Source organism: Aeromonas sp. 604443 (assembly GCF_049170315.1).
Lineage (GTDB): Bacteria > Pseudomonadota > Gammaproteobacteria > Enterobacterales > Aeromonadaceae > Aeromonas > Aeromonas veronii_A.
The window spans coordinates 33,824-56,913 of sequence record NZ_JAAKMI010000004.1; the positions used below are offsets into that span (position 1 = coordinate 33,824).

21 protein-coding genes are annotated in these 23,090 nt (G+C 58.7%); 9 read left to right on the forward strand and 12 right to left on the reverse strand.

Annotation, left to right across the window (positions count from 1 at the left end; translation table 11 throughout):
* The first annotated feature begins 239 nt into the window (after positions 1-239).
* Genes G5380_RS07725 through G5380_RS07735 form a run of 3 tightly spaced genes read left to right on the forward strand, consistent with a single transcriptional unit; the run spans position 240 to position 4,492 of the window.
* Positions 240-1,334, forward strand: a complete 1,095-nt coding sequence (locus G5380_RS07725; RefSeq protein WP_421352610.1) for a putative 2-aminoethylphosphonate ABC transporter ATP-binding protein — start codon at positions 240-242, stop codon at positions 1,332-1,334.
* Positions 1,331-3,067, forward strand: coding sequence for a putative 2-aminoethylphosphonate ABC transporter permease subunit (locus G5380_RS07730; protein WP_421352611.1), 1,737 nt, complete (start codon positions 1,331-1,333; stop codon positions 3,065-3,067). The genes G5380_RS07725 and G5380_RS07730 overlap by 4 nt, the downstream gene beginning before the upstream one ends.
* Before the next feature lie 18 nt (positions 3,068-3,085).
* On the forward strand, positions 3,086-4,492 hold the full coding sequence (locus G5380_RS07735) for an FAD-dependent oxidoreductase (RefSeq protein WP_421352612.1): 1,407 nt from the start codon (positions 3,086-3,088) through the stop codon (positions 4,490-4,492).
* Between the two features lie 83 nt (positions 4,493-4,575).
* Here the strand turns inward: G5380_RS07735 and G5380_RS07740 are convergent, their stop codons facing one another.
* Positions 4,576-5,274, reverse strand: coding sequence for a TetR/AcrR family transcriptional regulator (locus tag G5380_RS07740; protein WP_266134848.1), 699 nt, complete (start codon positions 5,272-5,274; stop codon positions 4,576-4,578).
* Between the two features lie 196 nt (positions 5,275-5,470).
* Between G5380_RS07740 and G5380_RS07745 the strand changes: the two genes are divergently transcribed.
* Positions 5,471-7,402: an amidohydrolase gene (locus tag G5380_RS07745; protein ID WP_421352613.1), complete on the forward strand. Its 1,932-nt coding sequence runs from the start codon at positions 5,471-5,473 to the stop codon at positions 7,400-7,402.
* Positions 7,403-7,616: 214 nt separating this feature from the next.
* Positions 7,617-8,219: a DUF6680 family protein gene (locus G5380_RS07750; RefSeq protein ID WP_216978899.1), complete on the forward strand. Its 603-nt coding sequence runs from the start codon at positions 7,617-7,619 to the stop codon at positions 8,217-8,219.
* Between the two features lie 185 nt (positions 8,220-8,404).
* Here G5380_RS07750 and G5380_RS07755 read toward each other — a convergent pair whose 3' ends face one another.
* From G5380_RS07755 to sdhC, 9 genes are all read right to left on the reverse strand, one after another.
* Positions 8,405-9,001 carry a hypothetical protein gene (locus G5380_RS07755; RefSeq protein WP_216978900.1) on the reverse strand — a complete coding sequence of 199 codons (597 nt, stop codon included), beginning with the start codon at positions 8,999-9,001 and terminating at the stop codon, positions 8,405-8,407.
* Between the two features lie 174 nt (positions 9,002-9,175).
* Positions 9,176-10,048, reverse strand: a complete 873-nt coding sequence (sucD, locus tag G5380_RS07760; RefSeq protein WP_005333542.1) for a succinate--CoA ligase subunit alpha — start codon at positions 10,046-10,048, stop codon at positions 9,176-9,178.
* On the reverse strand, positions 10,048-11,214 hold the full coding sequence (sucC, locus tag G5380_RS07765; protein WP_216978901.1) for an ADP-forming succinate--CoA ligase subunit beta: 1,167 nt from the start codon (positions 11,212-11,214) through the stop codon (positions 10,048-10,050). The genes sucD and sucC overlap by 1 nt, the downstream gene beginning before the upstream one ends.
* A gap of 171 nt (positions 11,215-11,385) precedes the next feature.
* Positions 11,386-12,573, reverse strand: coding sequence for a 2-oxoglutarate dehydrogenase complex dihydrolipoyllysine-residue succinyltransferase (gene odhB, locus G5380_RS07770; RefSeq protein WP_041210302.1), 1,188 nt, complete (start codon positions 12,571-12,573; stop codon positions 11,386-11,388).
* A gap of 33 nt (positions 12,574-12,606) precedes the next feature.
* The gene (sucA, locus tag G5380_RS07775) at positions 12,607-15,417 is read right to left on the reverse strand and encodes a 2-oxoglutarate dehydrogenase E1 component (RefSeq protein ID WP_335819352.1); all 2,811 of its coding nucleotides are present in this window, start codon (positions 15,415-15,417) and stop codon (positions 12,607-12,609) included.
* A gap of 115 nt (positions 15,418-15,532) precedes the next feature.
* Positions 15,533-16,249 (reverse strand): succinate dehydrogenase iron-sulfur subunit, encoded by a 717-nt coding sequence (locus G5380_RS07780; protein ID WP_216953467.1) that lies wholly within the window; start codon positions 16,247-16,249, stop codon positions 15,533-15,535.
* Positions 16,250-16,265: 16 nt separating this feature from the next.
* Positions 16,266-18,032 carry a succinate dehydrogenase flavoprotein subunit gene (gene sdhA / locus G5380_RS07785; RefSeq protein WP_013723668.1) on the reverse strand — a complete coding sequence of 589 codons (1,767 nt, stop codon included), beginning with the start codon at positions 18,030-18,032 and terminating at the stop codon, positions 16,266-16,268.
* Position 18,033: 1 nt separating this feature from the next.
* Entirely contained in the window at positions 18,034-18,378 is a 345-nt protein-coding gene (gene sdhD / locus G5380_RS07790; protein ID WP_216953466.1) for a succinate dehydrogenase, hydrophobic membrane anchor protein, read from the reverse strand.
* The gene (gene sdhC / locus G5380_RS07795) at positions 18,372-18,749 is read right to left on the reverse strand and encodes a succinate dehydrogenase cytochrome b556 subunit (protein WP_005346101.1); all 378 of its coding nucleotides are present in this window, start codon (positions 18,747-18,749) and stop codon (positions 18,372-18,374) included. The genes sdhD and sdhC overlap by 7 nt, the downstream gene beginning before the upstream one ends.
* 64 nt (positions 18,750-18,813) lie before the next feature.
* Here sdhC and G5380_RS07800 point away from each other — a divergent pair, with 64 nt between their 5' ends.
* The 3 genes from G5380_RS07800 (at position 18,814) to G5380_RS07810 (ending at position 20,887) form a co-directional block, all read left to right on the forward strand.
* Complete coding sequence (locus G5380_RS07800) at positions 18,814-19,002, forward strand: hypothetical protein (protein ID WP_216953465.1); 189 nt, start codon at positions 18,814-18,816, stop codon at positions 19,000-19,002.
* A gap of 189 nt (positions 19,003-19,191) precedes the next feature.
* Positions 19,192-20,478, forward strand: coding sequence for a citrate synthase (locus G5380_RS07805; RefSeq protein ID WP_005346116.1), 1,287 nt, complete (start codon positions 19,192-19,194; stop codon positions 20,476-20,478).
* Positions 20,479-20,569: 91 nt separating this feature from the next.
* Positions 20,570-20,887: a DUF4377 domain-containing protein gene (locus G5380_RS07810; protein ID WP_216953464.1), complete on the forward strand. Its 318-nt coding sequence runs from the start codon at positions 20,570-20,572 to the stop codon at positions 20,885-20,887.
* 77 nt (positions 20,888-20,964) lie between these two features.
* On the opposite strand, the gene G5380_RS07815 is transcribed toward G5380_RS07810, so the two are convergent.
* Together G5380_RS07815 and G5380_RS07820 are read right to left on the reverse strand one after the other, a co-directional pair.
* Positions 20,965-21,405 carry an acetyltransferase gene (locus tag G5380_RS07815; protein WP_421209265.1) on the reverse strand — a complete coding sequence of 147 codons (441 nt, stop codon included), beginning with the start codon at positions 21,403-21,405 and terminating at the stop codon, positions 20,965-20,967.
* 58 nt (positions 21,406-21,463) lie between these two features.
* Positions 21,464-22,309: a DUF5718 family protein gene (locus G5380_RS07820; RefSeq protein ID WP_216953462.1), complete on the reverse strand. Its 846-nt coding sequence runs from the start codon at positions 22,307-22,309 to the stop codon at positions 21,464-21,466.
* A gap of 339 nt (positions 22,310-22,648) precedes the next feature.
* Here G5380_RS07820 and G5380_RS07825 point away from each other — a divergent pair, with 339 nt between their 5' ends.
* Entirely contained in the window at positions 22,649-23,041 is a 393-nt protein-coding gene (locus G5380_RS07825; protein WP_216953461.1) for an NUDIX hydrolase, read from the forward strand.
* Positions 23,042-23,090: the final 49 nt, after the last annotated feature.

Below are 23,090 nucleotides of genomic sequence, written 5' to 3' on the forward strand. Positions count from 1 at the left end.
CACCACCGCCAATAAACTGCCAGTCGAAGGCCAACAGCTGTTGGCCTTCGCTTTTTGGTTTTAACTTCCCAAGTTTGTATTGCCTTCAATTAGCGATGCTTAGTCCATTCGCACAGTGCCCAACTACTTGCTGGCGACCCGATGTCATTTGACTGTCATCAAGCTGTCATCCCCCGATCACCTGACCGTCACACTTCACCCGCAAACTGGTATATACCAAATCAGTAGCGAGTCGAACCATGACCCAGCCCTATCTGGACATTCAACATCTCAACAAGCAGTTCGGTGCTTTTCAGGCCCTTAAAGGGATCTCTCTGACCATTGAGCCAGGGGAGTTTATCTGCTTTCTCGGCCCCTCCGGCTGCGGCAAGACCACCCTGCTCAGAGCCATCGCCGGCTTGGATCTGCCGGACAGCGGCGAGATCTGGCAAGGGGGACGCAATATCTCCCAGCTGCCGCCCCAGCAGCGCGACTTTGGCATCGTGTTTCAGTCCTACGCCCTCTTCCCCAACCTGACGGTGGCGCAGAACATCGCCTTCGGCCTTGAGAATCAGGGGTTGGCGCGGGATCTCATCAAGGAGCGGGTCGATCACTGGCTGGGGCTGGTGGATCTCACGGCCCAGTCCCACAAATACCCGAGCCAAATCTCCGGCGGCCAGCAGCAGCGGGTGGCGCTGGCCCGGGCGCTCGCCCTTTCCCCCGGTCTGTTGTTGCTGGACGAACCGCTCAGCGCACTGGATGCGCTGGTGCGCACCCATCTTCGCAGCGAGATCCGCGCCCTGCAGCAGCGCCTTGGCATCACCACCATCATGGTGACCCACGATCAGGAAGAGGCGCTGACCATGGCCGATCGCATCGTGGTGATGGAGGGCGGCCGCATCGTGCAGGTGGGCACCCCGCAGGAGATCTACCACCAGCCTGCCAGCCGCTTCGTGGCAAGCTTCGTCGGCACCATGAACTTCCTCGAGACCCTGGTGCTGAGCCCCACTCAGGTGCGCCTTAACGAGCAGCCGCTGCAACTTGCCAACCGGGCCGCGGCCGGCAGCAAATTGCAGGTGGCGATCCGCCCCGAGGCGATCACCCTGAGTGCGCCGAGCGAGCTGTCTCTTGGGCAGCACGGCATCGACGCGCAGATCGATCAGGTGGAGTTTCTCGGCGCCGCCCAGCGCCTTATCTGCACAGCCGACACCTATCTGGGCCCGCAGCAAATTCTGGTGGAGCGCCCGACCCACGAGCTGCCCCGCCACGAACAGGATGGCTGGCGCAGCGGCATGCGCTGCTCGCTGCACTGGCCCGCCGCGGCCATGCAACTGTTTGAGGGAGAGCGCCCATGACTGCCCCCTTCGCAACCTCCTCCCTGTTGTCGACAGCGACAGTCCGGCAAGACGCCCGCTGGCAGCGCCTTTGTCGCGGCTGGAGCCGGGATCAGCTGCTGCAACTGATCCTGCTAGTGCTCGGCATCGCCCTGCTCACCGGCGGTCTGCTGTTGCCGCTGCTCACCATGCTGCAAAAGAGCCTGCAGGATGAGAACGGCCTCTGGGTGGGGCTTGCCAACTTCAGCGCCTACTTCGACTCCCCTCATCTGGGGCGCACCATCGGCAACACCCTCTGGCTCGGAGTGCTGATCACCGCGCTGGTAGTGACCATCGCCTTTGGCTACGCCTATGCCCTCACCCGCACTTGCATGCCGGGCAAGCCCCTGTTTCGCCTCATCGGCCTTATCCCGCTATTGATGCCCTCCCTGTTGCCCGCCATCAGTCTGGTCTACTGGTTTGGCAATCAGGGGATCGCCAAGGGGCTGCTCGGCGGCGAGAGCATCTACGGCCCCATCGGCATCGTCATTGGTCTGGGCTTCTGGTGCTTCCCCCACGCCCTGATGATCCTTATCACGGCTCTCGGTCAGAGCGACGCCCGCCTCTATGAAGCCTCCCGGGTGCTGGGCAGCAGCGGCTGGCGCACCTTTGTCACCGTCACCCTGCCTACCGCCCGTTATGGCCTGCTCAGCGCCGCCATCGCCGTCTTCACCCTCACCATCTGCGACTTCGGGGTTGCCAAGGTGATTGGCGGCCAGTACAGCGTGCTGGCTACCGATATCTACCGGCAGGTGATCGGGATGCAGAACTTTTCGCTGGGCGCCGTTGCCAGCGTCACCCTGCTGCTGCCGGCACTGTTGAGCTTTGCGCTGGAGCACAGGGTACGCAGCAAGATGCAGGAGCAGAGCAGCACCAAGGCGGTGCCCTATCAGCCCAAACCCCATCGGCTGCGTGACCTGCTGGCGCTCGGCTGGTGCACGCTCTGGGCCCTGCTGTTTCTGGCGCTGGTGGGGATGGCCATTTACGGCTCCCTGGTGCAGTTCTGGCCCTACAACCTCGAGCTGACGCTGGATCACTACGCCTTTGACAGCAACAGCGTCTACGGCTGGCAGCCATTTACCAACACCTTGCAGTTGGGCCTCTATACCGCGCTTATCGGCACCGTGCTGGTGATGGTGCTGGCCTGGGCGCAGGAGAAGGGACGCCACTTCGCGCCGCTGCGCCAGCTGCTGCATCTGCTCGCCATGCTGTCGCTGGCAGTACCCGGCATGGTGCTGGGGCTCGGTTACATCTTCTTTTTCAACGGCAATCCGCTCTTTGGCAGCCTCTATGGCACTCTGCCGCTGATGGTGCTCTCCTGCGTCATCCACTACTACACGGTGGGCCATATGACGGCGCTGACCAGCCTCAAGCAGTTGCCCAAGGAGCTGGAACTGGTGGCCATCTCATTGCGCATTCCGCTCTGGAAGGCGTTCTGGCGAGTCACCCTGCCCGCCTCCCTGCCCGCGCTGCTGGAGATCTTCATCTATCTGTTCGTCAACGCCATGACCACCACCTCGGCAGTGATCTTCCTCTATTCGAGCGACAGCGTGCTCGCCTCCATCGCCGTGCTCAATATGGAGGATTCCGGCGATACCGCCACGGCCGCCGCCATGGCCACCCTGATCCTGCTGGCCGCCGCCACCGTCAAGCTGCTCCAGCTCTTTTTGAGCCGCGCCCTGCTGGATCGCACCCAGCGCTGGCGCCACCAATAACCTTATCGAGGAGTCATCATGTCCACTCTCCCCTTCTGGCTAGCCGAAGCGCTCGCCGCCGAACAACCCGCGCCGCCCACGCCACTTCACGGCAACCACGAGGCCGATATCTGCATCGTCGGCGGCGGCTTTACCGGGCTGTGGAGCGCCATCGCCCTTAAACAGGCCGAGCCCCACCTGCACGTCATAGTGCTGGAAAAAGATCGCTGCGGCAGCGGCGCCTCCGGGCGCAACGGCGGCTGCCTGCTCACCTGGTCGGCCAAATACCTGACGTTAAAGCGCCTCTTTGGCGAGCAGCAGGCCGCCTGGCTGGTACAAAGATCCGAGCAGGCGGTACACGAGATCGCCCACTTCTGCGAAACGCACAACATAGAGGCAGAGCTGAGGGTCGAGGGCACCTGCTACACCGCCACCAGCGAGGCCCAGCGCGGCCTGATGGAGCCGGTATTGCAGGAACTCAAACGCGCAGACCTTAACCAGTGGCAGGCGATTGAAGAGGGTGAACTGGCGAGCCAGTGCGGTTCCCACGTTCATCTGGAGGGGCTCTACAGCCCTCACGCGGGCTCGGTGCAACCGGCGCTGTTGGTGCGCGGTCTGCTGCGGGTGGCGCGGGAACTGGGGGTCGAGGTCTATGAACACTCCCCCATGCGGCGCCTTGAGGCGGGCCAGCCTGCGCGGGTGCAAACGCCACAGGGCGAGGTGCGTGCCCGCAAGGTGGTGCTGGCCCTCAACAGCGCCATGGTGCAGCACTTTCGCGAGTTTCGCCGCAGCATAGTGCTGGTCTCCTCCGATATGGTGATAACCGACCCCGCGCCGGATGCACTGGCTGCCCAGCAGCTTGAGCACGGCCGCTCCGTGGTGGATGGCCGCACCTTTGTCCATTACTACCGCTCCACCCCGCAAGGACGGCTGATGCTGGGCAAGGGGGGCAACACCTTCGCCTTTGCCAACCGCCATCTAGCAGAGTTCGATGCGCCGAGCCGCTATCTTGCCCCCCTCACCCGCACCCTGCGCCGCTTCTTTCCGGCGCTTAAAGAGGTGCCCATCGCCGCCAGCTGGTGCGGCGCCTCCGACCGCTCGGTCGATGGCCTCCCCTTCTTCGGCCACTGGCGAGGGCAGCCCAATATCGTCTATGGCCTCGGCTACTCCGGCAACGGGGCGGCGCAGAGCTGGATGGGCGGTCAAGTACTGGCGGCTTTGGTGAGAGATGAAGTGCGGGAGGAGGATAAACCCTGGCGTGAATGCGCGCTGGTCAGCGGCCCGCGCGGCTACTTCCCGCCAGAGCCATTCCGCTGGCTGGGCGCCATGGCGGTACGCAATGCCATCCGACGCAAAGAGCGGGCGGAAGATGAGAACCGACCGGTAGCCTGGTATGACAAACAGCTGGCCAAACTTGCCGATGCGGCGGGCAAGGCGGATAAATAATCGCGCTGACTTCGCTCTTGCACGGTTCAGCCACGTCTGGCTACAACAAGCAAAGCGCCGACCCGCACACCTTGCGGCGCCTGTTATGGCGCCGCCTTTGCCTGTACTTCCGTGCCCATAAGCAGGGCTGGCCTTGCCTGCCACACCCGTGCCGGGTCGGACTCGGCAATAGCGGCGGCGATCAGCTGCTCGCTCCAGCGACGATGCAGCAACCACATCCTCTGGCCCGCCTCCCCATCACCACGGGTGCACTGCTTGGTCACATCAGCGGTGCGATAGAAGTAGCGCACCAGACTCGTGAGCTCGGCCTCCGGCCAGCGGCAGCCAAAGTCGCGCAGCAGGGATGACCAGAAGTCAATCTGGCGCCGCTCGTGCTCCTGCTCGACCACGTGCAGTTCGGGGATGAGATCCATGGCGTGCCACAAGGCACCATAGCCGACAAAGCGACGATCAAGCTCTTCAAGCGCCAGATCCAGCAGCACCAGCACGTGCGGCCAACTGGTCGCCTGGGTTCGGATCTGCTCTTGCGCCTCACAGATAGCTGCCAGCCACCCCATAGCGAGACGGCAAATGATCGCCTCCTTGTTGGGATAGAGGTGGTAGAGCGATTTGATCCCGACACCGGCCCGATCAGCAATGGCATTGGTGTTGAGGGCGGCAAAACCTCGCTCCTGCAGCAACAGCAGGGTGGCCTGTTCAATGCGACTTGCCACCTCCTGACTGCGCTGCTGCCGGGGCTGACGCCGCATATGCAGGGCGGCAGGCACTCGTTGTTCTGACATCTTCTCTCCTTCGAACCACTGAGGTCCCCTCTTTGCCCGGGTCACGACCGGTAGTGGCTCATTGACATCCATGAGACAAGGTAAACAAAAAGCTAAATAAATGCAGTAATTACTGGATTTTTTCAGAATAGCTGCAATAAACATATCTGCTCAGATCTGCAGTAATTACTGCATTTAACCCAAGGAGAGCAGTGCAATGGATAGCAAACATACCTCAACCCGATTTGGCATCACCCTCCTGTTGGCCGCAGGCCTGCTCGGTGGCTGCCGAAGTGACACCAATGATACGAATGGGGCAACGACCCTCTATCTCAACGGCAAGATCCACACCCAGGATGGGCAGCGTCAGGTAGCCGAGGCCATGATGGTCAGTGACGGCCAGTTTATCTATGTGGGCAACCAGGAGGGGGCCGAAGCGCTCAAGCACCCCACCACCCGGGTGGTGGATCTGCAAGGCCGAATGGTACTGCCCGGCCTGCATGACAACCATATCCATCTGCTCGGTACGGTGGCGCTGGACATGTGCGATCTCGATGGCAAACCCGTCACTCTGGATCAGCTGGCCGCCAAGATCAGCACATGCCTGCCCCGCTATGCGGCCAAACCGGGGGAGTGGCTGGTAGTCAACCAGTGGTCTCCCTACGAGGGCAATACGGCAACCGCCAGCCATGCCACCCTGCTGGCAGCCCTCGATGCCGCCGCCCCCGACAATCCGGTGGTGCTGGCCGGGGTCGATGGCCATGCCAGTGCCTACAACTCCCGCGCCCTTGCCATGGCGCAGGATAACGACGGCAACACAATCGGCTTCAATGGAACTACGCTGGCCCCCGGCGGGGTCTTCGAGCCCTTTATCCCCTATGTCGACCTGACCAGCGGAGTGGTGCGTGACACGGCCCGCAGCGCCATTCCAGTGCCCGATAGTGGCGTTCTGAGCGCCAGTGATGAGCAGGCAGCCAGCCAATACGACCAGATCCTGCCCGCCATTGCCGAGCTGATGGCCTCTCGCGGTATCACCAGCATTCAGGATGCCTGCGCCACCGACTTTATCCGCCAGCGACTACTCACCATGCAGTCACGGGACCTGCTGCATATGCGTGTCACGGCCGCCACCTGCTTTAGCGATGATGATTATCAGGGCAAACTCGATATAGAGGGGCATCTTGCCAAGGCCAGCCAGGTGAGAGAATCCTTTGCCAACAACCCGCTGATCAAGGCCGATGCGGTCAAGATCTTCCTCGACGGTGTGCTGGAAGGGGATCCCTTCACAACCCCCCCCTTCCTGCCCAATGCCGGCATGCTGGCAAACTACCACACCCCCCATCTGGCCAGAGACCCGGCTACCGATGAAGTGACCATCACAGCCGACAGCGAGGAGTCCGGCAACAACGGGATCGTCAACTACCGGGAGGCCGACCTCACCCGCTATATAGGGGCGCTGGACAAGGCAGGCTTCAGCATCCATATGCACAGCATCGGTGATCGCACCACCCGCACGGCGCTGGATGCCCTCACCGCCGCCCGCGCCAGCAACGGTGATAGCGGCATTCCCCACACCCTGGCCCACCTGCAGGTGGTCCATCCCGATGATCAAAAACGGCTCGGCGAGCTTGGGCTCTACCTCACCTTTACCTATGCCTGGACCTCCCCCCAACTGGCCTACGACATGCTGGTCGCCTCCTTTATCCAGCCGACCCGGGTGGGCCAATCCCTGAGCGATGCCCTCTACGATCCCCTCGGTTATCTGCACGACGCCCTCTACCCAGTCGAGAGTTCACGCAAGGCGGGCGCCATACTGGTCGCTGGCAGCGATGCCCCGGTCGACAGCCGGGATCCCCGCCCCTTCGAAAATATGGCGACCGGGATCATCAAGGCTCCCCAAAGCGGCGATGACTATCGCGCCAGCCAGCGCATTACCCTGGACGAAATGCTGGCGGCCTACACCATCAATGGCGCGCGCGCGGTGCGCCAGCAGGCCATCAGCGGCTCCATCGAAACGGGCAAATCGGCCGACTTTATCGTGCTGGATCGGGATCTCTACCAGCTGGTCGCCGCCGGCAAGCCGGAGCAGATCGCCGATACCCAGGTAGTCCAGACCGTCTTTCGCGGGCAGACGGTCTTTAGCCAATAGGCTCCAGCACAATGGCGAGTGTGAGCATCTCGTCAGCGGCAAGCGAAGCCTATATGCCCCCTGCCCGATGCCTCTAGCAGCAAAATGCCGACCCCTAGGTCGGCATTTTATGCCTCAGTGCTATTACACTGGCACACCCAAAAATGATATTTTTATCACTTAAAACCAAGAGATTCGTGGCATAATATCCACACCAAATTCGGAGATTTTAAATATGATTGAGAGTTTTGAAATGCCATTGAAAGATATAATAATGACTGTTGCCGTAATTTTAGGTCCAATACTAGCAGTTCAGGCTCAGAAATATATCGAGCGAATACAGGATAAACGTAATCGTAGAATGGCCTTATTTAAAACTCTCATGTCTACTAGGGCAGAGCGTTTAAATAGAGATCATGTTCAAGCATTAAATATGATTGATATTGAGTTTTATGGTCGTTTACTACCATTCATTAAAACTCGTTACCAGACTAAAACTGAGCAAGCTGTTACTCATGCTTGGAAAATTTATAATAATCATCTCAACCATAAAGATGATTACGAATCACTCGACCAGTGGATTAAGAAAGGAGATGAATTATTTACAAACATGCTATATGCAATAACACAATCACTGAACTATGACTATGATAAAGTTCAACTGCAAAGGGACTGCTATCGACCTATAGCCCATGGTAATATTGAAAATACGCAATTAGCTATACTTGACGGGCTAGATCAACTTGTAAATAAAGGACGACCATTGCCAATGTATGTTGTTAATTTGCCAACTCAAGACCAACCCACCAGTGATGAGCAGTACAATAAGCATGATTAATCAAAAAATCACTTTACGGTATGGCCAATCCGACAACTTCTCCACCAAGAGTGCCACCCTATGGGCGGCATTCTAATTAAAAATGGTAAGTTTAATATAATTTAAACTCTATTAATTAGAACTTAAATGTGGACTCCCCATCGCTAGCCTCACACAAAAACAAAAATTAAATCAAGCTGTTATAATTATAATGTGTCATATTTTTGCATGTGCTCTGGGCATCTAACCTTTAGACCTCGGCCATTAATAATTTCAAATATGTCATCTTCATAACCATCAAGATCTACATACTCAATGGCATACTTACTCCAAAAATACTCTAGTATTGGATCTATAACATTATAAATAAAATACGTTGTTTCCGTTCGTAGATCTCTATCCGGCGTTGCAAAATGCTGAATACAGTTTCTTAACTTACCAAACCTATTAAATAAATCTATAGCCTCAATTTTGTAACCTGTTGCAGCCCATAATCTTTCTGGCAAATCAACATATTGTATTGTTTTCCCACTTTCAAATAGATCATTTAATGACAGAAATCCATCTTCTTCTTTAGTTGATTTAGGCAAGCTAGAAAAAATAAGTAAAGGATGCTGTTCTGCAATAGCTGCTTTAATTATCAACTCAGCTGCATGCGCAGCTTGAAGCACTCCATACACTCCCTCATCCAATCGAGAATCATAACCATAGCTTGTATAAAAAACATTCTTTTGTGCTTGGGATAAGACTCCAATCCCCATAGCCAATATATGTTCTGATATGTTTTTCAACTCAGGGTTCATAAAAACCTCTCATCACATTACATCTTAAAATCAATACTGGAACTATTTCACCCAAAAACCATTTTCCGAAATGTACGTTAAAAAACGAAGAAATGGGAAAATTTTTCAAACTATTCCCATAAAAAAGCCGCCCATTGGGCGGCTTTTTTATTAGAGATAACGGGCGATAAGGAATTACCAGCCGGTTACTTCGCGCAGGGCCTTGCCGATATCGGCCAGGGAGCGGACGGTTTTCACGCCAGCATCTTCCAGCGCGGCAAACTTCTCGGCGGCGGTACCCTTGCCACCGGAGATGATGGCGCCAGCGTGGCCCATCCGCTTGCCGGGAGGTGCGGTAACACCGGCGATATAGGAGACCACCGGCTTGGTGACGTGGGCCTTGATATAGGCGGCCGCGTCTTCCTCGGCGTTGCCGCCGATCTCGCCGATCATCACGATCGCTTCGGTCTGCGGGTCGTTCTGGAACATCTCCAGAATGTCGATAAAGTTGGAGCCCGGGATGGGGTCGCCACCGATACCGACGCAGGTGGACTGGCCAAAGCCTTCGTCAGTGGTCTGCTTGACCGCTTCGTAGGTCAGGGTGCCGGAGCGGGAGACGATGCCCACCTTGCCCGGCTTGTGAATGTGGCCCGGCATGATGCCAATCTTGCACTCACCCGGGGTGATCACGCCCGGGCAGTTGGGGCCGATCATCCGCACGCCGGTCTCTTGCAGCTTCACTTTGACGTCCAGCATATCCAGCGTCGGGATGCCTTCGGTGATGGTGACAATCAGCTTGATGCCTGCGTCGATCGCTTCCAGGATCGCGTCCTTGCAAAACGGTGCCGGAACATAGATGACGGAGGCGGTAGCACCGGTCGCTTCGACCGCGTCACGGACGGTGTTGAACACCGGCAGGCCCAGATGGGTGGTGCCGCCCTTGCCCGGGGAGACGCCGCCCACCAGCTGGGTGCCGTAGGAGAGCGCCTGCTCGGAGTGGAAAGTACCCTGACCGCCGGTAAAGCCCTGGCAGATGACTCGGGTGTCCTTGTTGATCAGTACGCTCATCAGTTGGCCTCCGCTGCTTTGACGACTTGCTGCGCGGCATCGGTCAGACTCTTGGCCGCAATGATGTTGAGGCCGCTCTCGGCCAGCTTGATACCACCCAGCTCGGCGTTGTTGCCTTCCAGACGGACCACGACGGGCACCTTGACCCCCACTTCCCTGACCGCACCGATAATGCCTTCCGCGATCATGTCGCAGCGAACGATGCCGCCGAAGATATTGACCAGCACCGCCTTGACGTTGCTGTCGGAGAGGATGATCTTGAACGCCTCGGTCACCCGCTCCTTGGTGGCACCACCACCAACGTCAAGGAAGTTGGCCGGCTTGCCGCCGTGCAGGTTGACGATGTCCATGGTGCCCATGGCCAGACCCGCGCCGTTCACCATGCAGCCGATGTTGCCATCGAGGGCCACATAGTTCAGCTCCCACTGGGCGGCGTGCGCTTCGCGGGGGTCATCCTGTGACGGGTCGTGCATTTCGCGCAGCTTGGGCTGACGGTACAGGGCGTTGGCGTCGATGTTGATCTTGCCGTCCAGGCAGTGCAGGTTGCCCTGCGCGGTGATCACCAGCGGGTTGATCTCCAGCAGCGCGAAGTCGCAATCCAGGAACATCTGGCCCAGACCCATGAAGATCTTGGTGAACTGTTTGATCTGATCGCCGACCAGACCCAGTTTGAAGGCCAGCTCGCGGGCCTGATAGGGCTGCGGGCCAACCAGCGGGTCCAGGGTGGCCTTGTGGATCAGATGGGGGGTTTCGTGGGCGATCTTCTCGATGTCCACGCCACCTTCGGTCGAGGCCATGAAGACCACGCGGCGCGAACCACGGTCAACCACGGCGCCCAGGTAGAGCTCTTTGGCGATGTCGGTGCAAGATTCCACCAGGATCTTGGTGACCGGCTGGCCGTTGGCGTCGGTCTGGTAGGTCACCAGATTTTTGCCAAGCCAGTTTTGGGCAAAAGCACGGATCTCATCCTTGCTCTTGGCCACTTTCACGCCGCCCGCTTTACCGCGGCCACCGGCGTGTACCTGGCATTTGACGACCCAGGTATTGCCGCCAATCTTGTCGGCCGCTTCGGCCGCTTCTTGTGGGGTAGCACAGGCATAACCTTCGGAGACCGGCAGGCCATACTCGGCAAACAGCTGTTTTGCCTGATATTCATGCAGATTCATAGATGCTCTATCCGTGTTGTAGGTATTTCCGTCCGGGGCTGGTGTTTCTCAATCCCCTGTGAATGGGGGCCTAGGCGGCCCCTCGTTATCTTTCAATCGCTCGGGTATTACTCAAACGTCCAGCAGCACATCCGGCTCGGGGCGCAAACCCCTTGCCCGGGTGCCACAGGCTTAGACGTCCAGCAACAGACGGGTCGGGTCTTCCAGCAGCTCCTTGACGGAGACCAGGAAGCCTACCGATTCGCGTCCGTCGATGAGACGGTGATCGTAGGAGAGCGCCAGATACATCATCGGCAGGATCTCGACCTTGCCGTCAACGGCCATCGGGCGATCCTGGATCTTGTGCATGCCCAGAATGGCGCTCTGGGGCGGGTTGATGATCGGGGTGGACATCAGGGAGCCGAACACGCCACCGTTGGTGATGGTGAAGTTGCCGCCAGTCAGTTCATCCACGGTCAGCTTGCCGTCACGGCCCTTGCCCGCCAGATCCTTGATGGCCTTCTCAATGTCCGCCAGGCTCATGTTGTCGCAGTCGCGCAGCACCGGCGTCACCAGACCACGGGGGGTAGAGACGGCGATGCTGACGTCGAAGTAGTTGTGATAAACCACGTCATCACCATCGAGCGCCGCGTTCACTTCCGGATAGCGCTTGAGGGACTCCACCACCGCCTTCACGTAGAAGGACATAAAGCCGAGCTTGATGCCGTGCTTCTTCTCGAAGATCTCGCCGTACTGCTTGCGCAGATCCATGATGGGCTTCATGTTGACCTCGTTGAAGGTGGTCAGCATGGCGGTGGTGTTTTTCGCTTCCAGCAGACGCTCGGCGATGCGCTTACGCAGACGGGTCATCGGTACCCGCTTCTCGCTGCGACCGGCCAGTGCGGCAACCGGAGCGACCGGAGCCGCAGCAACGGGAGCGGCGGCTGCAGGCTTGCTCAGGGCCTTGATGTAGGCTTCCACATCATCCTTGGTGATGCGACCGCCCTTGCCGGTGCCGGTCAGCTTGGCCACGTCGATGTCGTGCTCGCCAATCAGACGACGCACCGAGGGACTCAGGCCATCGGCGCCATCATCGGCCACCGCTTCGGCCGGCTTCTCCTTGGTCTCTTCACCGGCTACGGCAGCCGCCTTGATGGTGGCAATCAGCTGGCGGGAGAGGACGGTCGCCCCCTCTGCCTGCAGGATGTCGCCCAGCACGCCAGCTTGCGGTGCCGGTACTTCCAGCACCACCTTGTCGGTCTCGATGTCGACCAGCACTTCATCACGGGCAACCAGATCACCCGGCTTCTTGTGCCAGGTGGCAATGGTGGCATCCGCCACTGATTCCGGCAGATCCGGTACCTTGATCTCGATAGTCATCTAATCAGTTCCTTGTTACTTCTTGTTCAGGGCTTAGGCCAGAGTAAGGGCATCTTCCACCAAGGCTTTCTGCTGCTTGGCATGGACGGACATGTAACCAACCGCCGGTGAGGCGGACGCCGGACGACCGGCATAACGCAGGGTGGCTCCGGTCGGCAGCACGTCATCGTAGTTGTGACGAGTGCAGTACCAGGCGCCCTGGTTTTGCGGCTCTTCCTGACACCAGACAAAATCGGTGACGTGGCTGTAATCGTCCAGAATGGCGCGCACTTCCTCTTCCGGGAAGGGGTAGAGCTGTTCGATACGCACGATCGCCACATCCTTCTGCTCCGCCTTGCGACGGGCTTCGAGCAGGTCGTAGTAGACCTTGCCGGAACAGAAGACCACCCGCTTGACTGCTTTCGGATCCAGCGCATCGATCTCGCCAATGGCGTTCTGGAAAGTACCTTCCGCCAGCTCTTCAAGCTTGCTCACCGCCAACGGGTGGCGCAGCAGGGATTTGGGGGTCATCACGATGAGCGGACGGCGCATCGGACGTACCACCTGACGACGCAGCATATGGAACACCTGCGCCGGGGTAGAGGGCACGCACACCTGCATGTTGTGCTGGGCACACATCTGCAGATAACGCTCCAGACGAGCGGAGGAGTGCTCCGGGCCCTGCCCCTCGTAACCGTGCGGCAGCAACATGGTCAGGCCGCACATCCGGCCCCACTTCTGCTCACCGGAGGAGAGGAACTGATCCACCACTACCTGGGCACAGTTGGCGAAGTCGCCGAACTGGGCTTCCCAGATGGTGAGGCCAGCCGGCTCGGCGCTGGCGTAACCATATTCAAAGGCCAGTACCGCGTTCTCGGTCAGCACAGAGTCATACACCTCGAACGGGCCCTGCTCGTCGTGCAGGTTGCACAGCGGGGTGTAGGTGCTGGCATCGGTCTGGCTGTGGAGTACGGCGTGGCGGTGGAAGAAGGTGCCGCGGCCGGAGTCTTCACCGGTAAAGCGGATGCGGGACCCCTTGTCCACCAGAGTGGCGTAGGCCAGGGTCTCGGCAAAGCCCCAATCCACCAGCTTCTCGCCAGCGGCCATCAGACGGCGGTCTTCGTAAATCTTCTCGACCTGACGCTGCAGCACGTGGGTGGCCGGATACTGGCTCACCCGCTCGCCGAGGCTCTTGAGGTGATCCATCGGCACAGCACTCTCATAAGCCATGTTCCAGTCGTGGCCCAGATAAGGGGTCCAGTCGACGGAGTGCAGCTCCATCGGCCGCCACTCTTTGCTTACGCGCTCGCCGCGATCCAGCGCTTCGCGATACTCGTTGACCAGTTCGGTCGCCCGCTCCTGAGCGAGGCTCCCCTCGGCCACCAGCTGATCGGCGTAGATCTTGCGCGGAGTCGGGTGCTGCTTGATCTTCTGGTACATCAGCGGCTGGGTCGCGCTCGGCTCGTCCGCTTCGTTGTGACCGTGACGACGGTAGCAGACCAGCTCGATCACCACGTCGCGTTTGAAGGTATTGCGGTAATCCAGTGCAATCTGGGTCACCAGCACCACGGCTTCCGGATCATCCCCGTTGACGTGCAGCACCGGCGCCTGCACCGCCTTGGCGATGTCGGTGCAATATTCGGTGGAGCGCAGGTCACGGATATAGGAGGTGGTGAAACCAACCTGGTTGTTGATGACGATGCGCACCGTCCCGCCCACGCCATAGGCACGGGTCTGGGACATGTTGAAGGTCTCGGCCACCACGCCCTGACCGGCCATGGCCGAGTCACCGTGAATTGTGATGGGCAACACGCTGGAGCCATCCTTGTCACCGCGACGATCCATGCGGGCACGGACCGAGCCGATGACCACGGGGTTGACGATCTCGAGGTGGGAGGGGTTGAAGGCGAGCGCCAGATGGACGTTGCCACCCGGGGTGGCGAAGTCGGAGGAGAAGCCCATGTGGTACTTCACATCACCGGTACCCCAGGATTCGCCATGCTTGCCTGCAAACTCGTCGAACAGATCCTGAGCGCGCTTGCCCAGCACGTTGATCAGCACGTTGAGGCGGCCGCGGTGGGCCATACCGATAACGGCCTCTTTGCAGCCCTGCTCACCGGCGCGACGGATCAGCTCCTTGAGCATGGGGATCATGGCGTCGCCCCCTTCCAGCGAGAAGCGCTTGGCTCCCGGGAACTTGGCGCCCAGATATTTCTCCAGCCCTTCGGCGGCGGTCAGGCTCTCGAGGAAACGGGTCTTCTCTTCGAGGGTGTAGCTCCCCTTCCCTTCAATGGATTCGAGGCGCTGTTGCAGCCAGCGCTTCTCTTCCGTGGAGGTGAGGTGCATGTAGTCGGCACCTATGCTGCCGCAATAGGTCTTCTTCAACGAGGCGTAGAGGTCGGAGAGCACCATGGTCTCGCGACCGATGGCGTAGGAACCCACATTGAAGGTGGCCTCCATATCTGCGCCCTGCAGGTTGTGGAACGCAGGATCCAGTTCGGCAACGGTTTCACGCTGCCACAGGCCCAGCGGGTCCAGATTGGCATTCTGGTGACCACGGAAACGGAAGGCATTGATCAACTGCAATACCCGCACCTGCTTGGCATCCACTTGCGGATCGGAGACGGGGGCACTGTAGCGAGAGGGATCCTTGGCCAGACGACGGAAATAATCGCGGACCTGGGAGTGGGGTTGTTCGACCGCATGGCCATTGACCTGGGGCAGCTCGCTAAACAGGCTGCGCCACTCATCGGATACGGAGTCAGGATTTTCCAGGAAGGATTCGTACAAATCCTCGATATAGCTTGCATTCGCACCAGCCAGGTGAGATGACTCCAACCAGGCCTTCATCACGCCGTTATGCATTTCTATCCCTTGTACTTCTTGTTACTGCTACGCAGCTTGTAGGGTTCAAACAGCCATCCTGCCACGGGTGGGATGGCTATCCGGAAGTCGGGCCAGCACAGGACCGGCCCAAATACTAAACAGCCCGATTGAGCAACATCGACTTGATCTGGCCAATCGCCTTGGTCGGGTTCAAGCCTTTCGGACAGACGTTCACGCAGTTCATGATGCCGTGGCAGCGGAACACGCTGAAGGCGTCGTCCAGATTACCCAGCCGTTCGGTGGTCGCGGTGTCGCGGCTGTCAGCCAGCCAGCGGTAGGCGGCAAGCAGCCCGGCCGGACCGATGAACTTGTCGGGGTTCCACCAGAAGGAGGGGCAAGAGGTGGAGCAGCAGGCACAAAGAATACACTCGTACAGGCCATCCAGCTTGGCACGCTCTTCGGGGGATTGCAGGTGCTCACGCACCGGCGGCAACTTGTCTTCATTGATGAGGAAGGGTTTGACCTTCTCCCACTGGGTGTAGAACTGGGTCATGTCGATCACCAGATCACGGATCACCGGCAGGCCGGGCAAGGGGCGGATAACGACCTTGTTGCCCTTCTTCAGCAAATCGGAGAGCGGGGTGATGCAGGCAAGACCGTTCTTGCCATTCATGTTGAGACCGTCAGATCCACAAACCCCTTCGCGGCAGGAGCGGCGGAAGGCGAGCGTGGGATCCAGCTCTTTCAACTGGATCAGTGCATCGAGCACCATCATGTCGGAACCTTCAGGAATATCAAGATGATAATCCTTCATATGGGGGACGTTATCAACATCCGGATTGTATCTGTAGACAGAGAATGTGACGTTCATAGGGCTGGCTCCGCAATCAGTAAGTCCGAACCTTGGGCGGGAACGCCTCACGGGTCTTGGGTGACATGTTGACAGCACGACGGGTCATGGACTCGGTGTCCGGATGATAGAGGCTGTGGCACAGCCAGTTCTCATCGTCGCGATCCGGGAAGTCGAAGCGGCAGTGAGCACCGCGACTCTCGGTACGGAAGTTGGCGGCAACCGCCGTGGCAAACGCCGTCTCCATCAGGTTGTCCAGCTCCAGGCACTCGATGCGCTGGGTGTTGAACTCTTTGGAGGTGTCATCCAGACGGGCTGACTTGAGGCGCTCGCGGATAACCTTGAGCTCGGCCAGCCCCTCTGCCATCGCAGCCCCTTCGCGGAACACGGAGAAGTTGTTCTGCATGCAGCGCTGCAGGTCTTTGCGGATCTGCACCGGGTCTTCCCCGTCACGGCAATTTTCCCAGCGGTTGAAGCGGGCCAGTGCGGCATCCAGATCCGACTCAGAGGCATCGCGACCATGTTCCATCTCGCCCAGAGTGTTGACCAGATGCATGCCGGCCGCGCGGCCGAACACCACCAGATCCAGCAGGGAGTTGCCACCCAGACGGTTGGCGCCGTGCACCGAGACGCAGGCAATCTCGCCCACCGCAAACAGACCGACCACCGGCACATCGTTGCCGTTCTTGTCCTGGGTCAGGCACTGGCCATTCACGTTGGTCGGCACGCCACCCATCATGTAGTGGCAGGTCGGGATGATCGGGATCGGCTCTTTGACCGGATCCACGTGGGCGAAGGTGCGAGAGAGCTCGCAGATCCCCGGCAGACGGGATTCCAGCACCTCTTTGCCGAGGTGATCCAGCTTGAGCTTGATGTGCGGGCCCCAGGGACCGTCGCAGCCACGGCCTTCACGGATCTCGATCATGATGGAGCGGGCCACCACGTCGCGGCCGGCCAAGTCCTTGGCGTTCGGGGCGTAACGCTCCATGAAGCGCTCGCCATCTTTATTGAGCAGATAGCCGCCTTCACCACGGCAGCCTTCGGTTACCAGCACCCCTGCCCCGGCGATACCGGTCGGGTGGAACTGCCACATCTCCATGTCCTGCACGCCGACGCCGGCACGCAGCGCCATGCCGACGCCGTCACCTGTGTTGATGTGGGCATTGGTGGTGGACTGGTAGATACGACCGGCACCGCCAGTCGCCAGCACGGTGGCCTTGGCCTTGAAGTAGACGACTTCACCGCTCTCCATATCGATGGCGGTACAACCCACCACGTGGCCATCCTGGTTTTTCACCAGATCCAGCGCATACCACTCGGAGAAGACGGTGGTCTTGTTCTTGACGTTCTGCTGATAGAGGGTGTGCAGCAGGGCGTGACCGGTACGGTCGGCGGCCGCTGCGGTACGAGCAGCCTGCTCGCCACCGAAATTCTTGGACTGACCACCAAACGGACGCTGGTAGACAGACCCGTTATCGAAACGGGAGAAGGGCAAGCCCATGTTCTCCAGCTCATAGATAGCCTCGGGACCGGTTTTGCACATGTATTCAATGGCTTCCTGATCACCGATGTAATCGGAACCTTTTACCGTGTCATACATGTGCCACTGCCAGTTGTCGTCGTGGGCATTGCCCAGCGCAACCGTGATCCCGCCCTGAGCGGAAACAGTGTGAGAACGGGTTGGAAAAACCTTGGACAACAGAGCGCAGCTCTTGCCGGACTGGGCAATCTGCAGCGCGGCGCGCATACCGGCACCACCGGCACCAATCACCACAGCATCAAATTCACGAGTTGGAATAGTCACCTTACACACCCCACAGCACGACGAAACCCGTCATCAGATAGACAAACAGCACCACGACCAGGGCAAATTGCAGCGCCCCGCGCAGCCCTACCGGCTTGATATAGTCGGTCAACACCTGCCACAGACCGATCCAGGCATGGATCAGTACGCAGAGCAGGGCCAACAGGGTGAATACCTTGGTGAAGGTATTGGCGAAGAAACCTGTCCACACCTCGTAGGTGATGTCGTTGAACGCGACAAAACTCACCAGATAGAGGACATAGCAGGTCATGATGAGGGCGGTGGCGCGGATCAGGATGTAATCGTGAACGCCGCTGCGCCCGAAAGTTGCAGAATTGGTTACCATACAAGCACTCCCGCTAATACAGCCAGGATCGCGGTGATCACGAAGGCCACACGGGCACTCTGATTACCGGATTCCAGCTCTTCCCAATAGCCCATGTCCATGACCAGATGACGCAAACCGCCCACAATGTGGTAAGCCAGCGCAGTCAGGATCCCCCACAATACGAATTTGACCAGGAAGTTGTCCATGATGGACACCACGGTCTCAAATCCTTCGGGAGAGGCGAGTGAAGTGCCAAGCATCCACAGCAAGATGCCCAGTGCAACAAAGGTAATAACCCCTGAAACACGGTGCAGGATGGAGGCGATGGCAGTGACAGGAAAGCTGATCGTTTGTAGGTCGAGGTTGACCGGTCTCTGTTTGTTTTTCACGCTTGCCCACTCAGCTCTATTGAGCACGTTAGTTATTGTTTTAACTCACACTTGAGGGCACGGGATGGTGATTGTTGGCTATTTGTTACCAAAACACTCTGAAAAAGCCAAAACGCGAATTTTTGGTTTCACATCAGGCTTTGCCAAAGCGTTTCAAACACCAGCAGCCATGACCCACGTGGCGCAGTATATCGACGGCCTTAACCGAAGACAATCAAACAGCTACAAAGAAAACACAAAACCGCAAACTTGATCGCATATTTAATTTAACATTCCGTTAATGCCTTTAATGCCGCCCCAGCAAAATTGACATTGATAGGGAACTCTGTTTCAAATAGGGCGCTCCAGCCACCTCGGTATGGGTAACAACCTTTGCCAGCGTCATAAAAGTCGTAATAGAGTAGGACTGGAACCAAATTATAAAGAGCAAAGGAGACGTGCTATGGCTGATAAGATAGCCACCCTACACCTGCCCGGGAAAGATCCGGTTGAACTGCCGATCCTCTCTGGAACCGTTGGACCGGATGTTGTCGATGTTAGAAAGCTGGGTGGGCAAGGGTATTTCACCTTTGACCCGGGCTTTATGGCGACCGGTTCTTGCAAATCTGCCATCACCTACATTGACGGGGATCAGGGTGTCTTGCTGCACCGTGGCTACCCCATCGCCCAGTTGGCCAAAGAGTCCAACTACCTCGAAGTCTGCTATATCCTGCTCTACGGCGAGGCGCCCACCAAGGCACAGTTTGCCGATTTCCAGCGTACCGTGACCCGCCATACCATGGTGCACGAGCAGATTGCCTTCTTCTTCCGCGGCTTCCGTCGTGACTCCCACCCCATGGCCATCATGTGTGGTGTGGTGGGCGCACTCTCTGCCTTCTATCACGACGCCTTGGACATCAACAACGAACAGCACCGCGAGATCTGCGCCTTCCGCCTCATCTCCAAGATGCCGACCCTGGCGGCCATGTGTTACAAGTACTCCATCGGCCAGCCGTTCATGCATCCGCGCAACGCCCTCTCCTATGCAGGCAACTTCCTGCATATGATGTTTGCGGTACCGACCGAGGAGTACAAGGTCAATCCGGTGGTCGAACGCGCCATGGACCGCATCTTTACCCTCCATGCGGATCACGAGCAGAATGCCTCTACCTCAACCGTCCGTCTGGCTGGCTCCTCCGGTGCCAACCCGTTTGCCTGTATCGCCGCAGGTATCGCCTCCCTGTGGGGTCCGGCCCATGGTGGTGCCAACGAAGCCTGCCTGCGCATGCTGGAGGAAGTAGGCTCGGTGGATCGCATCCCCGAGTACATCGCCAAGGCCAAGGACAAGAACGATCCGTTCCGTCTGATGGGCTTCGGTCACCGTGTCTACAAGAACCATGACCCTCGTGCCACCGTGATGCGCGAAACCTGCCACGAAGTACTGACCGAGCTGCAGATCAAGGATCCGCTGCTGGACGTGGCCATGGAGCTGGAGCGCATCGCGCTCTCCGACCCCTACTTCATCGAGAAGAAACTCTACCCGAACGTGGACTTCTACTCCGGTATCATCATGAAGGCGATCGGTATCCCGATGAACATGTTCACCGTGATCTTCGCCATCTCCCGTACCATCGGCTGGATTGCCCACTGGAACGAGTTCCACTCCGATCCGGATAGCAAGATCGGCCGCCCGCGCCAGCTCTACGTGGGCCACCCGCAACGGGACTTCACGCCGCTTGATCAACGCTAATGAACTGAATCAACATGGTTTGTTACAAAGGCGGTCATTGACCGCCTTTTTGTTTGCCGCTTTAATGCCCTTTTCAGCTCAAGGAGCCCTTATGAAACCTCTGCTTGCCAGCGCCGTCCTGCTGCTCACCGCCTGTCAGGGCACCACGGTCCAACAGGGTGAGACCCTCTATATCAACAGCCAGCTGGTCGATTGCGTCGGGGTTGGCCCGATGCAGTGCATGCAGGTTCGCAGTGATGAGCAGCAGCCCTGGACGCTGTTCTACCAGAATATTGAAGGTTTCCAGTTCGAGCCGGGCTACCGGTATCAGCTCACAGTCAGCAAGGAGCAGCTCACCGATGTACCAGCCGATGCCCCCTCCCTGCGCTATCAGCTGATCAAGGTGGTGAACAAGGTCGCCAGCAAGTAACAAACACTATCAAAAAACGGGGGATGGCTGATGCCATCCCCCGTTGGTTTATGGGTACTGCGCCTCATCAGGCACGATCAGGTCGGCGCCAGCGCCATATGTAGCAGCGGATAGGGCTTGCCCTGACCATCCAGCGGCGAGCGGCCCGTCACGGTGAATCCCATCTTCAGATAGAAGCCCACCGCCTGTTCGTTCTGCTCGTTGACGTCAACCAGCGTCGCGCCGCACTGGCTGATGGCATGTGCCACCAGCAAACGCCCCACGCCACTGCCGCGCACCGCCGGTGCCACAAACAGCATCTCTATCTTGCCATCGCATAGCCCGCAAAAACCGGCAATACGCCCCTCTTCTGTGCGGGCACAGTGCAGTGTCACCGCATCGAAGTAGTGCTCCAGAATAAGCGGCTTGAGCGCGAGGATCTCGGCCTCGGGCAGGAAGTGGTGGGACACCCGCACCGAGGCCTCCCACAGCGCGATCAGGGCCGGATAATCGGCCCGCGTTGCAGTATCAATCTTCATCAATGACTCTTTGTTGCAGCCCGCAGGATGACTGTGACCTCCCCGCGAGCCAACCTGATTAGCGCGCCTGTACCGCTTGCAGCAGCACCGACATATCAGCATCAAAGTGGCGGCTGCGGATCGCTTCGCGAATATCCGCTTCGCTATAACGGCTGCCCGGGTAGACCACCACGCAGGAGGTGTCGCCCGGTTTGAGGAAGTGGGTCTCGCCAAACGGGGTATAGCGGGTGGCACCGATACTGATGAGCGCATGGGGAGGATGTCCCGCCTGCGCCAGCAGTCCCTGAATGTGCTCCGCCGGCCCCTCATCCTGCTGATGATTGAACTTGTCGATGGCCCAGTCGAGCAGCTTGCCGTGGAAGTAGCTGTAGTCGATGGCGGCGCTGTCTACCCCGTAAGCGTGCAGCTCGCCATCGCGCTCCAGATAGCAAGCGATGCGATAGTCATCGAGCTCGCAACCGGCGGCAAAACCGGAAAGCGGCAGCAGATTGGCCGCCAACCCCTTGCTCTCTTCGCCCCAGTTCTTCTTCTCGCTGATCTTCTTGGCATTGGGACGACGGATGGAGCAGTCGTTATAGGCGCCAAAGGCACGGGGATGGATCGCTACCACCTGCTTGCCGGCATACTCCAGCTCGCACCAGAGGGCCACTTCCGGCTCGATCTGCACCTTCTCGTCACCACTGACCGCCGCCTCCGGCAGGAAGATAGCCTTGTCGCTCAACGGGAATACCCCGAGCTGACCCGGATGGCCCGGCACGAAAAAGGGGAACAGCGCCTTGGGCGCCGTGGTATCCCGCACGACTACCGCCACGAAATCCGACGCTTCACCCGCCTGCTCCAGATGACCGGCGAAATTCCCCGCGACCCCGAGTCCGATAAATTTGCTCTCTGCTGCTATCTGCATCTTGCTCACCTGCATCTTGACCACGCAAGGTAGCAGGCCCGTCGCCCACTACCGCTAAAGTGGCAAGATTAAACCACAAGGGCCCCGCCTTCGCCCAGTCCGGCCCTGTCGTGGTGTGCGCCAGTCCACTTTTTTAGGGACGAGAAGGCTGTGGTGAAACAGCCATTGCGTACTCTTCCAGCTACGCTGGTCACCACGCAGGAAACAGTGCGTTTCCTGCCTCTCCCCTCTTTCTCCTTGGGACTCAACCTCATCTTTGTTAGGCTGCCTGCATGCAAAACAACGGTGCGCTTGAGTGCGCCACTGCTCATCACGGTAACCCCATCGGAGAGAAAACGGATGATCGACAAACTCGCCTGGCTCACCTTTAAAGATCGGCAACTGCTCTGCGCCCGCTCCCACGGCAAAGCCATCTACTACATCCCCGGCGGCAAGCGGGAACCGGGTGAGAGCGACGAGGCGGCGCTGATCCGCGAGATTGAGGAGGAGCTGGCTGTCACCCTGCAGCCCGATACCCTGCGCTTTGCCTGCGAGTTCAGCGCCCAGGCCGATGGCAAACCGGCAGGAGTCGAGGTGCGACTGCGCTGCTACACCGGCGAAGCGAGCGGCACCCCAATCGCCTCGGCCGAAATTGCCGAGCTGCGCTGGCTCGATAGCTCTCACCTCGATGAGCTCTCCCCCGTCTCTCGTCTGCTTTTTGCCTGGCTGGTTGAGCAGGGGTTGATCCGCTGACCCCATAGCCGGGAGCGATACAAACAAAAAAGAGGTGAGCCAATGGCTC

Excerpts from the sequence above, each read along its gene's own strand:
- G5380_RS07745 (WP_421352613.1), top strand. The coding sequence starts at position 5,471 with ATGGATAGCAAACATACCTCAACCCGATTTGGCATCACCCTCCTGTTG.
- G5380_RS07735 (WP_421352612.1), top strand. The coding sequence starts at position 3,086 with ATGTCCACTCTCCCCTTCTGGCTAGCCGAAGCGCTCGCCGCCGAACAA.
- G5380_RS07825 (WP_216953461.1), top strand. The coding sequence starts at position 22,649 with ATGATCGACAAACTCGCCTGGCTCACCTTTAAAGATCGGCAACTGCTC.
- G5380_RS07810 (WP_216953464.1), top strand. The coding sequence starts at position 20,570 with ATGAAACCTCTGCTTGCCAGCGCCGTCCTGCTGCTCACCGCCTGTCAG.
- G5380_RS07725 (WP_421352610.1), top strand. The coding sequence starts at position 240 with ATGACCCAGCCCTATCTGGACATTCAACATCTCAACAAGCAGTTCGGT.
- sucA (WP_335819352.1), bottom strand. The coding sequence starts at position 15,417 with ATGCATAACGGCGTGATGAAGGCCTGGTTGGAGTCATCTCACCTGGCT.
- odhB (WP_041210302.1), bottom strand. The coding sequence starts at position 12,573 with ATGACTATCGAGATCAAGGTACCGGATCTGCCGGAATCAGTGGCGGAT.
- sucD (WP_005333542.1), bottom strand. The coding sequence starts at position 10,048 with ATGAGCGTACTGATCAACAAGGACACCCGAGTCATCTGCCAGGGCTTT.
- G5380_RS07805 (WP_005346116.1), top strand. The coding sequence starts at position 19,192 with ATGGCTGATAAGATAGCCACCCTACACCTGCCCGGGAAAGATCCGGTT.
- G5380_RS07750 (WP_216978899.1), top strand. The coding sequence starts at position 7,617 with ATGATTGAGAGTTTTGAAATGCCATTGAAAGATATAATAATGACTGTT.
- G5380_RS07730 (WP_421352611.1), top strand. The coding sequence starts at position 1,331 with ATGACTGCCCCCTTCGCAACCTCCTCCCTGTTGTCGACAGCGACAGTC.
- G5380_RS07780 (WP_216953467.1), bottom strand. The coding sequence starts at position 16,249 with ATGAACGTCACATTCTCTGTCTACAGATACAATCCGGATGTTGATAAC.
- G5380_RS07815 (WP_421209265.1), bottom strand. The coding sequence starts at position 21,405 with ATGAAGATTGATACTGCAACGCGGGCCGATTATCCGGCCCTGATCGCG.
- G5380_RS07755 (WP_216978900.1), bottom strand. The coding sequence starts at position 9,001 with ATGAACCCTGAGTTGAAAAACATATCAGAACATATATTGGCTATGGGG.
- sdhD (WP_216953466.1), bottom strand. The coding sequence starts at position 18,378 with ATGGTAACCAATTCTGCAACTTTCGGGCGCAGCGGCGTTCACGATTAC.
- sucC (WP_216978901.1), bottom strand. The coding sequence starts at position 11,214 with ATGAATCTGCATGAATATCAGGCAAAACAGCTGTTTGCCGAGTATGGC.
- G5380_RS07820 (WP_216953462.1), bottom strand. The coding sequence starts at position 22,309 with ATGCAGATAGCAGCAGAGAGCAAATTTATCGGACTCGGGGTCGCGGGG.
- G5380_RS07800 (WP_216953465.1), top strand. The coding sequence starts at position 18,814 with ATGGTGATTGTTGGCTATTTGTTACCAAAACACTCTGAAAAAGCCAAA.
- G5380_RS07740 (WP_266134848.1), bottom strand. The coding sequence starts at position 5,274 with ATGTCAGAACAACGAGTGCCTGCCGCCCTGCATATGCGGCGTCAGCCC.